This is a genomic window from Photobacterium carnosum (genome assembly GCF_021236965.1).
In the GTDB taxonomy this organism is placed as follows: domain Bacteria; phylum Pseudomonadota; class Gammaproteobacteria; order Enterobacterales; family Vibrionaceae; genus Photobacterium; species Photobacterium carnosum.
Genome location: NZ_WMDN01000006.1, coordinates 90,692 through 104,533, shown reverse-complemented (window position 1 = coordinate 104,533; position 13,842 = coordinate 90,692). Strand labels below are relative to the sequence as shown.

Genomic DNA, 13,842 nt, shown 5'->3' with positions numbered 1-13,842 from the left:
GACTTTTAAAGAAAGCGCTGATGATTCGGCGCTTTTTTGTAGCTGTCATTTGAAGGAGGTTAAATTCGGAATATTTAGCTGAAATGTTTTATGTTAATGTTTTATTAGGTAATTAAAATGCAGATGCATCGACTTATACGTCAGGTAGTATTTTACTCATTATCAGCAATTGTTTTCTATAGTGCTTTAGAATCGGCAAAATTTGTATATTTGTTAGGTTCAAGTAAAGCGCTGTATCCCATTTCTATTTTTGGGTTCTCTCTATTTTACTGCACCTTATTATTATTGGTTTCGTATTCTTTAGGACAGAAATTTCTATTTGAAGCAACGCGAACTAATCCGCTATTTACGATTAAAAGACAGTCTTATCAAACTCTCGTTATGATGAGTTTATTTACGGGATTAACTGTTATTAATGTCATTGTTTTATCGGCGTTTTCTTCAGGTAAATTATTATCATCTACTTTGACGGATCTTTGTACACTATCTTTGCAGTATGGTGTGACGACGTTTATCGTCACATTCATTGCTCTTTTCGTTGTAATACTCATTAATAATATGATGGTCAGTCGAGGAAAATACAGCTAGAACGCTAGTTTTTTTGAATAAAAGGTTGCGACAAGACGTCGCAACCTAGAATGTCATATTACGGTTTACTTATTAATCAGGCTGATTAGTAAGGTAATTCACCCGCTTTATCTAGCTCGTTATAAACATCAACAAATAGCTTAGCAAAATGAATTTCAGTCCAGGTACAAGGCATTGGAGGGCAGTCATGATACCAATTCTGACCAAATTGCTCGCCAAGGTACAAAGCAAAGTCTTGCATTTCACCGCGTTCAACTTTATCTAACTCTTTATCAGAGACACCAAATACGGTTCCTGCACTTTTACCAAAGCTAAATGTATTTTGGAATCCAGATGTTTGACGATAGTTCACAAAGCCATTCGAATTTAATGTCTTGTTAAGTAAACTTTCTTTCTGTGCTTTTGTTTTAAATGTTGTGCCATAAAGGTACAAATCATGACCATAATTTTCTTTATAATTCATCAGCTTATTTTTGAAGCTATCACTAGAAACAATATAAGCAACGTTCGTGAGAAGTTCAATATGGCGCTTGATGCTGTTTGCATCCCAAGGTGTTTCTGTATTAGTAGAACCTAGCAACATATCCGTAAACGAGATATCCCATGTCGCCGTTATTTTGTTTAATTTGTCTAATAGCGGATGTTTTGTTTCTGTTGCAAAACGTGAATCAATGAGATGCTGGGTGCCGTAATGACCGTAAGTATTGCCTTGACCATCCAGCGTACTTAGCATTCCGGTGTAGTTATATACACCACTGCCATCTGTAGTATTAAAGCTTTTATCTATATTTAGATCCGTAATAGGCAGGGTAATACGAGTGTATGCCGGTAATTTATCTAAATTAGCCAAGCGTGCCCAATTATGTTGGCTGTGAGCTTTAATATCGAGATCTAGATTGCTAAGATCTATTCCAGTAAAGTTTGTGATTTCAACGGTATTACGATCAAGTAAACGAATATTTACCAGTGAATCAATATTGGCTGAAATAGATTGACTACCTTCAGTTAATCCATCTTGTAAAATTTTACGTACAGAGGCTGTTTGTGGTAGGGCATCAAATTCTAGTTGAGCCGTTGGTACATATGCATTTGGTGTAAAATCAAGGGTATCTAATTTGTCTAATGGCACGCTTTCAATAATAGACGGAGTTAATGTAATAATCTCATTATTATTGACGATTAGATCATGACCACTTACCCAGAAATTATCCAGGAGGTAAACGGCTTTAGCTGCATCTTTAAATTGGTAATCATTTGCAATAAATTGCTGAATGTCATACATAGCAAAACGTGTCGTTGCATCTATATGTTGACCATTATTTTCTTTTACAAAGATGTAGTTATCATTAGCATCCATTGATTCAAACGCACCAAGGTTTTTATGCATTGGTTGAAGCGTTATATTCTGTGACAGTGCGGCTAAATCATAAACAGCGGATCCTTGTGAACCACCTGCAAGTAATTTAGAACCAATAAATTCAAGTGTGAAAGGGCGACCATGAGCATAAGCTAAATAAGCAAAAGGTTGTATTGATTTGGTTTCACCAAGCGTAGCTGGAGTATTATGGTAAACCGCAATATGATCGGCATCAGCGACTAAAATATATTGATCATTAACAGCAATTTTACCACTGCCATTATGTTGAACAGCATAAGAGTATTGGTATTGATTTGTCTCACCATTAAATACATCTATACGATCATGAGCACTAATGGCTGAAACGAACAGTTGTGATTTATAGCTACGTAAATCATCAAGACCTTTATAAGGTTGAGCTTCACTAATACCTAAAATTTTTGTTGTCGTATTTGCTTTGGTATCGTAAATACCCACCATTGGTGAATTACCCGCTGATGGCGATTGAGCAACAATCAGTTTATCGCCAAGTTGCTCTATTGAAACCATGTTTGAATGTGCAACATCGATACCAAATTTATAGGGAGCGATAGAAGTAGCATCTGGCTTTTCATGTTTGTCTGAACCATCCATACATGTAAATGCTTCATTTAAAACATAGTCGCTATCAAGGTGACCATTGGGTAAGTATTCAAGCACACAGCCATTGCTCCAATCATAATTTCCCCATGTTTTATTAACGACAACAGCGCCGCCTTCATACATGGAAAATTCCCAATCTTGGTCAAAGAAACTGAATAGATTACGGGTTGCACTGTCATCGGCCCAGTTTCGTAATGGAATAATAGGGGTGCCATGCTCTGCATCTATTTCATAATCAATATCATTGATTTTAATGAATTTCTTACCATCTTTGAAAAAATAAAAATCAGGATCCTGAGCATACTTTTTGAGTTCGCTTACACGTTGAACCATTTGTGCAGCCATTTCGTTCATGATCTGAACATATTTAACCTGACTTACTTGTTCAATCTCAGGCATAACTTCTGCTGGTGGAGGTAAAGGTAGAACGTCTTCTGGTGTTATTGCTTCTGGTGTTATTGCTTCTGATGTTATTGCTTCTGATGCTGAAATGAATATCCAAGGTGATTCCCATGTGTTTTGTGTAATGGTCGCTGGAGATTCATTTTGATTTACCCACCACTGAGCTTCAAAAATATTGCCATTAAATTGTACTTGTTCTTTAGTTGAGTAATTTTTATTTGGATCATACATTTCAGCAGCAAATAGAGAACTAGATGCAGTAAGTAAGATCGCCATAGATAATAATTTTTTGCGCATGCTTAACCTCAGTGGTTGATTTATAAAATACTGTTAAGTCATTATCAAAAAGATAATTGTGTATTTCTGGGGACGTTTTTTTGCTGCGCCTTTGTATAATAAAAACATATATTTGTCATTAAATTATTTTATATATTGGGCCGTTTTATTATTAATATTCCATTAAGGGATATTGGAGTATGATGAGCTTAAATAGCTAACTTTGATTTGTAAGGTAAAGATATGCGTTATTCATGGGCGATGGTTGGTGTAATTGCACTTTTATCTGGTTGTAGTACTGCAGCTTTAACATCAACACCTTCTACAACTGCAACTTCAGTGGTAAAAACAGAAGTAACTCAAACGGCTAAAGCTCTTACTCTTAGTGAGCAATTTATTCAACATGGCTATAATGATGGGTGTAAAGATGCGCTTAAGAATCAATGGCAACCATCAAAAATGATCCTTGATGACATGAATGGGGTTGAGAAAATGAAGTATGTCGAAGGTTGGAAACAAGGTTATCAACGTTGCGTTAATGGTTTAGGTCCTGTAGTTATTAACGATACAATGCCGATTTCACAGCAAAACAATAAATAATTCATACAAATTTAAATTAACACCTTTACGTTGTGAGGATGATAATTCTTATGACGTAAAGGTGTTTTTATTTTAAGGGCACTAGGATTCTTTTCTTTGTTTTACGGGTTTTGGAATATAGCGTTTTAATTCATCAATTTTACGGTTTTTAGAAAAGAACATTTCAAGTTCAATCATAATACCTAGATTTGCGTGGTAATTATAATCCCGTGGAAATTCAAGTTGTGGTCGTGCTGCAAGATAAAGCCAGTGCTTGTATATACGCCGTTTCCATTCTGCTGATACCCAATAGTTAGTGATTTCTTTTATTTCATCGGTATCTGCACTTATTCCCATCGAGTATTCAAACAAATCTCTTTCTGTTGCCCTCTGATAAATATTAAATTGTTGTACCAATTCCCACTTATCATCATCTTGTAAATATTGTGCACTGGTTGTAGTTCTAAAAATGTTTTTATGATCGGTGGTTAGCGCATAAAATCCACTTAATTGAGAGAGAGAGCCAAAGCCTTTTGAATGATAATAAAATAGCTCTTGTTCGAGTTGGGTTGTCCAGCTTTCACTAATATTATCTACACGAGTAAGGCGAACTTTTACAAAGGGATCGATAGGGAATTTAAGTTTAATACCAATATCAAAATCAGAGCTCCAGTTACCAAATTGCGTATCTTGAAGTCTAAATCCACCAATAGTGTCTCCCGTTTGGGTTTTACTTCCCGATGCTATGCCTCGTTGTTTACTTTCTAGACTGTCATAATCACTCGGCTCTGAATCTAAGATCAGTTTCCAATCACGCTTAACGTGTGGTAAATCGAGTTTAAAATAAACTTTGAAATCATTATCTAATTCACCGCGGTGTGAGTAGATTGACCGTTGGCGAATACGAAGATAACTACGGTTAGTCAACTTAGCTTCATCTTCATCTTTAGTTAAACTCTGATCAATATATTTGCCAACATTATGTACGGAGTCAGTCATAGATTGTTGGGAGCTATCAATCCATAGTGTCATTTTATGTGGAGGGTCGGTATCAGCATCAATGGTTGGGGCCGTTTGCGGTAATAACTTTGTTACGGTGTTACTCTTTTCTGAAGAATTTTGAGTGAGAGATGCTGCATTGATCGCTGTTGTATAGAAGCAGCACAACGATAAAGAAAAATAAGAAAGAATAGTGTGCTTTAGAGTCTTCAAGTGAATGTTATATCCTTACTTTTTTGTTGCATAAATTTCATTTTATATCGTATACGACAGCTATACTGATTAAGAAATTAGGTATAAATAATTATAGTGTAGAACAATACATTATGATTATTTTGTTAATTTACATGGTTTGGATTGTATTTTTATTGTTTGTTTTTGATAGATTAATACAATAACTACGATCCAGCAATTGCTTTTAATCGATCGTTTATTACTATTATTATTGTGGTTTTTCTGGAGGTTGATATGGATAGTTCAAATCTTAAAAGGATCAAACAAGAAATGTCAGGGAAGGGAAATGACATTTTTGACGATTTTGAAGAATCGAATAATCGTTTACCTACGATGGAAGAGTTGCGCGTTATTATGGCGGATACTACGGAGCATTATTTAGGTCCGATAGATCAAAGTATTATTGATGGCATTAATACGAATTTAGAGCGTCAACATATACGAGAGAAGCCATTGTGGAATGCGACTACTGAGCTTGAAGCTGAAGTACGTATATGCCGTGATTGTGAATGATACTTTTATATAATAACGACTGCATATTAGTTGGTGTTTGTTGTAAAACTGAAAACTCTGTTTTCATCACTATTTCTTAACTATCGGCCAATCAGAGGCTATAAATAGCATATTATTGCTAATTGCATGGATCATTGAAGAGGTTTAAGGATGACTGGAAAAGTAAATGTATTTGAAATTCGATGTGGCAGTGGTCATGCTATCGGTGTATTAGAATTAGATAATGCATCATCATTAAATGCATTAACACTGACAATGCTTAGAACGATCCAACAACAATTATTACATTGGCAGCATGATGAAAATATCATCAGTGTGATGATTCAAGCTGTTGGTGATAAAGCATTTTGTTCTGGTGCGGATATTCGTGCGCTCTATTATGCACTTGAAAATGATCCCGCGGTGACAGCCGCTGAACAGACTGTAGCACCGACCGTTGACGATTATATTAACCACTCAAGCAATGAAAAAAGCTATTTAGCAAAACCTTTTTTAATTGATTATTTTACCATCGAATATAGCTGTGATTATCTGATTCATAATTATTCTAAACCTATTATTGCTTGGGGAAATGGCTTAGTAATGGGGGGGGGGCTTGGATTATTTATTGGTGCAAGTCATCGAATTGTTACGCCAACAGCATTGCTGGCGATGCCTGAAATAAATATTGGTTTATACCCAGATGTTGGCGCTACATGGTTTTTAAATCAGCTACCTGCGGGTATTGGGTTGTTTTTAGGCTTAACAGGTGCCCACGTTAATGCAAGTGATGCATTGGACTTAGCCATGGCAGATCATCTTATTGTTGATAAAGATCGTGAGAATTTGATTAAACAATTAAAACATTATCCGTGGCAGAATATAAAAGAAAACCAAGCCGCTACCATCATTACTGAGATATTAACTGATATTGCAACAGATTCAGAACGGCAGCGTCCACCAAGCCAGATGATTCCGTATTTTCCACAAATTCAAGCGGCATGTGTAGCACCGACACTTGACGTTGTTTATGAACAAATTAATGCTATTGATGGATTGGGATGTTGGCTTGAAAAAGCAAAACAAACCCTTGCTCATGGTAGTCCGTTATCGGCTAACATCTGTTTTCATCAAATGCAGCAATACCAACAAGCAAGCTTAGCTGAGTGTTTAGCGATGGAGCTATCATTGTCGGTACGATGTGGGTTAGTTGGTGAGTTTAAAGAAGGCGTAAGAGCGCGTCTTATTGATAAAGATGCCCAGCCGAAATGGTTATATAAGACGATTTCGGACGTGGACATACGTTTAGTTAAAAGTTTATTTGTGCCGCTATGGCAGAAGCAAGCAAATCCATTAATTGATTTGATGTAATTATTCGAATAATAAAACAGTGTTGTGTTTTATCCATTTTTTCGAGTTGTTAACGTTAATCAGTGTTTTTTTTATGTAAGTATAAAAAGGTTTAGGAGCGAATTAACGTGGACATTGAGAATAGTGTTATCGTCATAACAGGTGCAGGCCAAGGGCTCGGACAAATGATGGCAGTAACGCTTGCACAGATGGGAGCACAGCTCGCTTTAATTGATGTGAATACAATAGGGTTAAGACAAACGCAAGATCAATGTCATATGCTTAATAGTTTGGCGCGTATTTATGAAGCTGATGTGACTGATGAAGATCAGGTAGAGCAGGCATTCCTTCATATCATAGAAGATTTTGATCATATTGATACGCTAATCAATAATGCGGGTATTCTTGATGATGGTCTGTTGGTACAAAAAAATCAGACGAGCATAAAAAAAATGTCACTAAAGCAATTTCAAACCGTAATGGATGTGAATGTTACTGGTACATTTTTATGCGGTAGAGAAGCGGCTAAGTGGATGGTTGAAAATGAAACCAAAGGCGTTATCATTAATATTTCAAGTGCCGCTCGTGCAGGGAATATTGGCCAAACAAATTATGCAGCATCAAAAGCAGCCGTAACGACAATGGCTGTGGGTTGGGCGCGTGAGCTGGGACAATATGGTATTCGAGTCGCCGCAATTGCACCTGGTATTATAGATACACCAATGGCTACACAAATTAATGATGAAGCGGTTGAGAAAATGCTAGCGATGGTACCTCTAGCACGTATTGGTGAGCCTAGCGAAATTGCCCACTCGGTGAGATTTATTATAGAAAATGATTATTTCACCGGTAGGGTACTAGAAATTGATGGTGGTTTACGGTTGTAATCAGTGCATGATTAAAAGTGGTTATACAGTGCAACTAATGCTAAAACGCCACCAACAACAAACATGATCATTGATAGGCCAAATGCGAATTTTGCCATATATGGCATTAATTTTTCCATTGGAAAGTCCAAATAGCGATGAAGGAATATATTCTACCTCAGATTATATATTAATAAGCATTAATATTGAGGTTTTGTTATATTTTTGATATAAAAAAAGATCGCCAATTGACGATCTTTTTTTGTCTATTTAGCAATATTTGTTTGTAAGTTATTTTACTAAACAGATATTAGAATGCTTTTGGTGCGAAACCTGTAACGGCTTTAATACCCATGCTACGGCCAATAGCCGTCATAGGGTGAACAATAACAAGGTCTTTTACTGATTTTTTCAGTTTACCCATGTCTGCTTGTTCTGCTTTAGTTAACACGCGATTAAAAGCTAGAGATTTAACATCTTTACTTTTGCCACTCACTTCGGATGACTTACGGTGTTTAACATTTTGCGTTTTTTTGTTCAAGCTAAGAAGTTCATCTTTAAACTGCTTGATGATAACTTTATCATCACGTTGAATAGCAGCAGCAAGTTTACGCTGGCACTTGTCCATACGGTTGTTAAGATTTTGAAGCTCTTCGTTTAAATTCATTTCGTTACCTTTGTATTTATACTCGCAATACACTAAATCGTAGTGTTTACGATGAATAGGTATTGAATTGTCGATAGTATACATTATATTTTTGATAACTGGATCGCTATCCTACAACTATTTATACCTAAAATTGCAATTTTATGGAGATATATGTCACTTTCACTGTTTAGATATATCGTTGCAATTGATCAACATCAACAAAATGGGGCAATTGATATCAGTATTCGTGATTGGAAATGTACTGATTGTTCATATTGTGATGATGGAATTAAAGTTATTCGTTATGAAATAGAGTATGTGTTTGATACGAAAATACAAATTATGTATACCATTGAGTATGATGATTGCGTTAGTGATGTAAATGTTTGTCCGGAATGTTGGATTCATTACCAAGTGACTGTTGATCCTTTACATACAATTAAACCCGCAAAAAAATCATTTTATAATCGTTGTCAGCAGCAGTATTGGTTAAATACGATGGCAATGAATCGCTCTGATAACATTCATCACTAATTTTTTATTATTAATTTAATATGCGAGTTTTTAAAAAGGATAAAAAATGACAAATTATTGTGTCATTGTTACTACATTTTCAGATGATGAAAATGGTCAAACTATTATTAATGCATTACTTGAGCAGCGCTTAGCCGCATGTGTTCAAGTGCTGCCGATTAAAAGTTATTACCATTGGAAACAGAAAATTAACTGCGATCAAGAGCAGCAAGTCATTATTAAAACTAAAACAGCATTATTTGAACAAGTGAAAGCAGTAATAGAACAATATCATCTTTATGAAACGCCTGAAATTATCCAATTACCTATAACAAATGGTTCAGTAGACTACCTTTCATGGATAGAGCAGACTTGTGTGTGATTTTATCTGATTGAAAATAAAACGGATATATTTTGATTTATGGGGAGTGATTAGGTACAAAGGAAACAAGGATGTAACTATGGCGCAACATAATATCGCTGTGGTTAGGGAATATTTGTCATCATCGGTTCAATGATTTATGGCTACATTTAGGACTGATTACAATACATGGAAGTGATTATTAATGGTAAATCAAGCGTTAGCGACAAATACAGAATCTGAACTACGGGTACGTTATAATGATATTACCCGTGGTGTTTATTTTATCGGAACAACCCCCCCAAAAACCAGCACGCCTTTAGATGAAGTTGAAGGTATTGCAGATCGATTAGTGAACCGTATTAAAGATCTCGCCATTGATGGTTTGATTGTGTACGACATTCAAGATGAAGTTTCACGGACGAAAAAACCACGCCCATTCCCATTTAAATCAACCCATGATCCTCGTTACTATTCATCGTTACTCAATAAGAAAACCGGGCGTCCGGTTATTACTTACAAAAGTGTGGTGCAATCAGAAACAGAAGCCTTTGATGAGTGGCTTAATGAAGCGTGGCATGAATATCAAGTACGTGACATTGTGCTCGTTGGAAGCCCCTCGGCGAAAAATGAAGTGTCGTTACCGTTATCTACGGCATATCAAACGCTGGCAGAACATCAAAATAACTTTTTTACTGGCGGGATTATGATTGCTGAACGTCATGCAAAAAAAGGCAATGAGCACGCACGATTAATTGAAAAATACCAGCAAGGGTGTAATTTCTTTATCTCTCAAGCTATTTATGACACGCAAGCGACAATTGATATTTTGACCCGTTATGCGATTGAATGTAAACAAGATGGTATTAAACCTCAGCGTATTTTATTAACATTTTCGCCATGTGGTAGTGCAAAGACATTAGAGTTTATTGAATGGTTGGGTGTGAGCGTGCCAGAGGCAACCAGTTTACGTATTCTGAATGCGACCAATCCGTTACATGAATCGATTAAAATGTGCTGTAACAGTCTGAATCAGATTTTAGATGCAGTGGTTGAGTATGATTTACCGTTGGGATTAAATATTGAGAGCTTAACTAATCGTAAAGAAGAAATTGATGGGTCTATTTTATTGTATAAATTACTTCGTGCATCAATGGATAGCCATTTAGCAAAACATGAATTTCGAACATTACAGAGAAACACAATAGCGGCACAGTAGTTAATTTATTGTGTTTGGCATTAGGTCGTAAATGATAAGCCCATACCTATAACGCGTTGTACAGGGATGGGCTTATTTGATCATTGTTTATGTATTAGTTGGTTACATTAGACCTAAAATAGACCACCAAATAATGCCGGAAGTCATAAATATTACGGCACCGCCGCCAGAGATAATTAAGCCTATTTTCATCCACTGCTTATCGTTGTGATATTGATACCCCATTAATAATGGATTACGTGCATGACTATAGGTTGTGAGGTTACAGCCGATATTAGTAATACCAGCAACGGCTAAAATAGAGATCAGAGGATTAACCCCTAATGCCATTAATGAACCGATAATAACTGGACCTAAAGCAACAACTTTTGCTGTACCAGAAGCAAAAAAGTAGGCAGTTACAAGATAGAAAACCATCATTACAATTAAAATAACCGTTGGGCTAGCATGGCCCATATATTGGCTGATTAAATCGGAAACACCGTGACCTACCCAAGCGGTAAACCCTAGTTTTTTAAGCTGGCTCGCCATCCCCATTAGCACTGCAAACCAAACTAGCGTATCCCATGCGCCTTTTTCTGATTTAACATCATTCCAGTTTAAAACCCCTAAGATTAATAGGGCAGATAAACCGATAAATGCTGATGTGGTTGAGTGTAGATGCAAAGACTGTCCACCAACCCACATAATAATTAACGCGATAAAAACGGCAATTAATTTCCATTCAGCAACACTGACAGGACCTAAATGCAATAATGCTTGTTTTGCATAAGCGGGTGCTTGTGGTGTCTTTTTGGTTTCTGGATTGATAAATTTAAACAGAATAAAGGGGATCGTTAATAATAAAATAGACGCAGGCAGTAATAGATAGAGCGCCCAGTGACTGAAGGTCATATTAATGCCAGCAACAGAAGCAGCAATACCGACTAGAGCAAGGTTACCTGCAAAGCCTGTTTGAAAACCTACGGCTGATGCGTCGTTCATGGCGCTTACCGAAGAAATAAGGTATTGACCCAATTTGCGATCGTCTTTGTTGATGACTTTTGCAAGTGAGTCGGCAATAGGGGAGATAATTGCTGAACGGGCAGTATTGCTGGGTGTTGCTGGTGCGATAAGGAAATCAGCCACACCTAAACAATAAGCAATACGTAAAGAAGATTGGCCAAACCAACTAAGCAAGATAAGCGCAATACGTTTACCTAAGCCTGTTTTAGCAAAGGCACGGGCAATCATAAACGCAATCACAATTAACCAAATAAGAACGTTATTAAAATTGCTGGTGGCTGCCATAATCGCTGCTTTTGCGGATGTTTCTCCACCTGCATGGAGTACGGCATAAACTGAAACCGCAATAACGGCAACCGCACCGGTGGGTAAGACATTAGCTACGATAGCGACAATGGTCGCGATAAAAATAATAGCGGTATGAAATGCTGCAATATTTAATTCAGCGGGTATGTCGATATAGTGCCAACAGAGAGTACTTAACACTACAATGATTATTGCTGGAATAATTTTGATGGCAAAAAAAGGTTCTGGTGGTGGTAATGATTTTTTAACGGAAGTTGGATTCATGATCTTCTAGTTATGTTGCTGTGTATGTCTATATGGTATATGTGATTTTAATAATTCCTAATTAATATGTTATTTATGCGATATAAATATCAAAAAATTGGGTTTTCTTATTCATAATAGTGTGTTTTTTATGCAACTGGTGGATTTGGGTGATCTAATAGCGAGTGAGTGTGCGGTAAAAAGAAAACGCCACGTTATTATATAAAGTGGCGTTAGATAACAAACAAAACTAGGTAGTCATCATCTGATTATTGATAGTGAAGACGTTTATGATGATGAAAAAAGATATTTTTTAATATATTTTAATGACCATTGTTTCAGTTTGATTTTTAAAATGTTTAATTAAAATCGGTATGATAATTAAATATCAAGAATGATGAATATTTAATTATCAATTAATAGAATGCTATTATTCTATAGTAGTATGACTATTTTATCATGTGTCTGTATTATAAAAAGATATTTAATATTTATAATTATCTTTTTATAAAATAGAAGCTAAGAACTTATGCTATGTAATAATTATATGATGAGATTTTCACGTTATTTATTAATGTAATTCTTATCGCTAAACATTTCTGTTTGTGATCTGAACTTTATTCTTTATTAATATTCGATGGCAACGATTACATATTTTATCATTGGTCACATTTTAAGCGAATAATTCACTATAGACATTCTGAATGTTAAATAAACATGCTTTCTGCATGTATCCTTTGAAATTTAAATAGTAATTAAATACAGGGAGTAACTGTATGAAAAGTCTGAAATTATTAACAGTTTTGTGTGCGGGTTTAAGTGTAGGGTCAGCAGCATTTGCAGAGACTATGGTTGGTTTTACTATTTATAAATATGATGATAATTTTATGTCAGTTGTTCGCCAAGCGATAGAAAAAGAAGCGAGCACAGATCAAGAAATTAAATTATTAATGAATGACTCTCAAAATAGCCAATCTATGCAAAATGATCAAATTGATATTATGTTAGCCCGTGGTGTTAAAGCTTTAGCTATTAATTTAGTTGATCCTGCTGCTGCTCCAGTAATTATTCAAAAAGCTAAAATGGATGATGTACCTATTGTTTTTTTTAATAAAGAACCAGCCCCTGAAGTGCTTGCGAGTTATGATAAAGCTTATTACGTCGGTACTGACTCTAAAGAATCCGGCGTTATTCAAGGAGAGCTTATCGCTAAACATTGGCAAGCTAATGCTGCATGGGATTTAAATAAAGACGGTATCTTACAATATGTATTATTAAAAGGTGAGCCGGGTCATCCTGATGCTGAAGCTCGAACTACATATGTTATTAAAACATTAAATGACCGTGGTATTAAAACGGATCAATTGCATTTAGACACGGCCATGTGGGATACCGCGATGGCGAAAGATAAGATGGATGCATGGGTATCAGGGCCTAATGGTAATAAATTCGAAGTAGTTATCACCAATAATGACGGTATGGCGATGGGGGCAATTGAATCGTTAAAAGCAGCCGATAAAAAAGAGGTGCCTGTTTTTGGGGTTGATGCGTTAAGTGAAGCATTGGCGTTAGTACGATCTGGCGCTATGGTGGGGACAGTGCTTAATGATGCCGATAACCAAGCAAAAGCCGCATTTGAAATGACGCGTAATCTTGCGAATGGTCGCCCTGCCGAAGAGGGAACAAAGTGGATTGTCATTAATAAGGTTGTACGAATTCCTTATGTTGGCATTGATAAATCCAGTCTTAATTAAATTTTTA

At 36.0% G+C, this 13,842-nt stretch carries 14 protein-coding genes; 9 read left to right on the top strand and 5 right to left on the bottom strand.

The annotated features are described in order from the left end of the window. The first annotated feature begins 117 nt into the window (after positions 1-117). Entirely contained in the window at positions 118-588 is a 471-nt protein-coding gene (locus GLP24_RS08205; RefSeq protein WP_045036903.1) for a hypothetical protein, read from the top strand. A gap of 85 nt (positions 589-673) precedes the next feature. On the opposite strand, the gene GLP24_RS08200 is transcribed toward GLP24_RS08205, so the two are convergent. Next, positions 674-3,286, bottom strand: coding sequence for a hypothetical protein (locus tag GLP24_RS08200; RefSeq protein WP_232615845.1), 2,613 nt, complete (start codon positions 3,284-3,286; stop codon positions 674-676). Between the two features lie 222 nt (positions 3,287-3,508). On the opposite strand from GLP24_RS08200, the gene GLP24_RS08195 reads away from it, so the two are divergent. Continuing rightward, a complete protein-coding gene (locus GLP24_RS08195; RefSeq protein WP_232615844.1) occupies positions 3,509-3,865 on the top strand; it encodes a hypothetical protein in 357 nt (118 codons plus the stop codon). 81 nt (positions 3,866-3,946) lie between these two features. Here the strand turns inward: GLP24_RS08195 and GLP24_RS08190 are convergent, their stop codons facing one another. Further along, on the bottom strand, positions 3,947-5,056 hold the full coding sequence (locus GLP24_RS08190) for a hypothetical protein (RefSeq protein WP_232615843.1): 1,110 nt from the start codon (positions 5,054-5,056) through the stop codon (positions 3,947-3,949). 255 nt (positions 5,057-5,311) lie between these two features. On the opposite strand from GLP24_RS08190, the gene GLP24_RS08185 reads away from it, so the two are divergent. The 3 genes from GLP24_RS08185 to GLP24_RS08175 all read left to right on the top strand — a co-directional run bounded on the left by GLP24_RS08185 (position 5,312) and on the right by GLP24_RS08175 (position 7,806). Continuing rightward, positions 5,312-5,590 (top strand): hypothetical protein, encoded by a 279-nt coding sequence (locus tag GLP24_RS08185; protein ID WP_101767742.1) that lies wholly within the window; start codon positions 5,312-5,314, stop codon positions 5,588-5,590. Between the two features lie 150 nt (positions 5,591-5,740). After that, on the top strand, positions 5,741-6,940 hold the full coding sequence (locus GLP24_RS08180) for an enoyl-CoA hydratase/isomerase family protein (protein WP_232615842.1): 1,200 nt from the start codon (positions 5,741-5,743) through the stop codon (positions 6,938-6,940). 107 nt (positions 6,941-7,047) lie between these two features. Further along, positions 7,048-7,806, top strand: coding sequence for an SDR family oxidoreductase (locus tag GLP24_RS08175; RefSeq protein WP_232615841.1), 759 nt, complete (start codon positions 7,048-7,050; stop codon positions 7,804-7,806). Positions 7,807-7,817: 11 nt separating this feature from the next. On the opposite strand, the gene GLP24_RS08170 is transcribed toward GLP24_RS08175, so the two are convergent. After that, positions 7,818-7,925 carry a hypothetical protein gene (locus GLP24_RS08170; RefSeq protein WP_045036908.1) on the bottom strand — a complete coding sequence of 36 codons (108 nt, stop codon included), beginning with the start codon at positions 7,923-7,925 and terminating at the stop codon, positions 7,818-7,820. Between the two features lie 170 nt (positions 7,926-8,095). Then, positions 8,096-8,452 carry a YibL family ribosome-associated protein gene (locus GLP24_RS08165; RefSeq protein WP_232615840.1) on the bottom strand — a complete coding sequence of 119 codons (357 nt, stop codon included), beginning with the start codon at positions 8,450-8,452 and terminating at the stop codon, positions 8,096-8,098. A gap of 153 nt (positions 8,453-8,605) precedes the next feature. Between GLP24_RS08165 and GLP24_RS08160 the strand changes: the two genes are divergently transcribed. The 3 genes from GLP24_RS08160 to GLP24_RS08150 all read left to right on the top strand — a co-directional run bounded on the left by GLP24_RS08160 (position 8,606) and on the right by GLP24_RS08150 (position 10,527). Further along, complete coding sequence (locus tag GLP24_RS08160) at positions 8,606-8,968, top strand: hypothetical protein (RefSeq protein WP_232615839.1); 363 nt, start codon at positions 8,606-8,608, stop codon at positions 8,966-8,968. A 46-nt stretch (positions 8,969-9,014) separates the two neighbouring features. Beyond that, positions 9,015-9,329 carry a divalent-cation tolerance protein CutA gene (cutA, locus tag GLP24_RS08155; protein WP_152653507.1) on the top strand — a complete coding sequence of 105 codons (315 nt, stop codon included), beginning with the start codon at positions 9,015-9,017 and terminating at the stop codon, positions 9,327-9,329. Positions 9,330-9,513: 184 nt separating this feature from the next. Continuing rightward, complete coding sequence (locus GLP24_RS08150; RefSeq protein ID WP_232577236.1) at positions 9,514-10,527, top strand: methylenetetrahydrofolate reductase; 1,014 nt, start codon at positions 9,514-9,516, stop codon at positions 10,525-10,527. 102 nt (positions 10,528-10,629) lie between these two features. Here GLP24_RS08150 and GLP24_RS08145 read toward each other — a convergent pair whose 3' ends face one another. Further along, on the bottom strand, positions 10,630-12,102 hold the full coding sequence (locus tag GLP24_RS08145) for a DASS family sodium-coupled anion symporter (RefSeq protein ID WP_232577235.1): 1,473 nt from the start codon (positions 12,100-12,102) through the stop codon (positions 10,630-10,632). A 755-nt stretch (positions 12,103-12,857) separates the two neighbouring features. Between GLP24_RS08145 and mglB the strand changes: the two genes are divergently transcribed. After that, positions 12,858-13,835, top strand: coding sequence for a galactose/glucose ABC transporter substrate-binding protein MglB (mglB, locus tag GLP24_RS08140; RefSeq protein ID WP_101767750.1), 978 nt, complete (start codon positions 12,858-12,860; stop codon positions 13,833-13,835). Positions 13,836-13,842: the final 7 nt, after the last annotated feature.

Bases quoted from the DNA above. Each gene is read 5' to 3' on its own strand.
- GLP24_RS08205 (WP_045036903.1), top strand. From the start codon at position 118: ATGCAGATGCATCGACTTATACGTCAGGTAGTATTTTACTCATTATCA.
- GLP24_RS08200 (WP_232615845.1), bottom strand. From the start codon at position 3,286: ATGCGCAAAAAATTATTATCTATGGCGATCTTACTTACTGCATCTAGT.
- GLP24_RS08195 (WP_232615844.1), top strand. From the start codon at position 3,509: ATGCGTTATTCATGGGCGATGGTTGGTGTAATTGCACTTTTATCTGGT.
- GLP24_RS08185 (WP_101767742.1), top strand. From the start codon at position 5,312: ATGGATAGTTCAAATCTTAAAAGGATCAAACAAGAAATGTCAGGGAAG.
- GLP24_RS08180 (WP_232615842.1), top strand. From the start codon at position 5,741: ATGACTGGAAAAGTAAATGTATTTGAAATTCGATGTGGCAGTGGTCAT.
- GLP24_RS08170 (WP_045036908.1), bottom strand. From the start codon at position 7,925: ATGGAAAAATTAATGCCATATATGGCAAAATTCGCATTTGGCCTATCA.
- GLP24_RS08165 (WP_232615840.1), bottom strand. From the start codon at position 8,452: ATGAATTTAAACGAAGAGCTTCAAAATCTTAACAACCGTATGGACAAG.
- GLP24_RS08160 (WP_232615839.1), top strand. From the start codon at position 8,606: ATGTCACTTTCACTGTTTAGATATATCGTTGCAATTGATCAACATCAA.
- cutA (WP_152653507.1), top strand. From the start codon at position 9,015: ATGACAAATTATTGTGTCATTGTTACTACATTTTCAGATGATGAAAAT.
- GLP24_RS08150 (WP_232577236.1), top strand. From the start codon at position 9,514: ATGGTAAATCAAGCGTTAGCGACAAATACAGAATCTGAACTACGGGTA.
- GLP24_RS08145 (WP_232577235.1), bottom strand. From the start codon at position 12,102: ATGAATCCAACTTCCGTTAAAAAATCATTACCACCACCAGAACCTTTT.
- mglB (WP_101767750.1), top strand. From the start codon at position 12,858: ATGAAAAGTCTGAAATTATTAACAGTTTTGTGTGCGGGTTTAAGTGTA.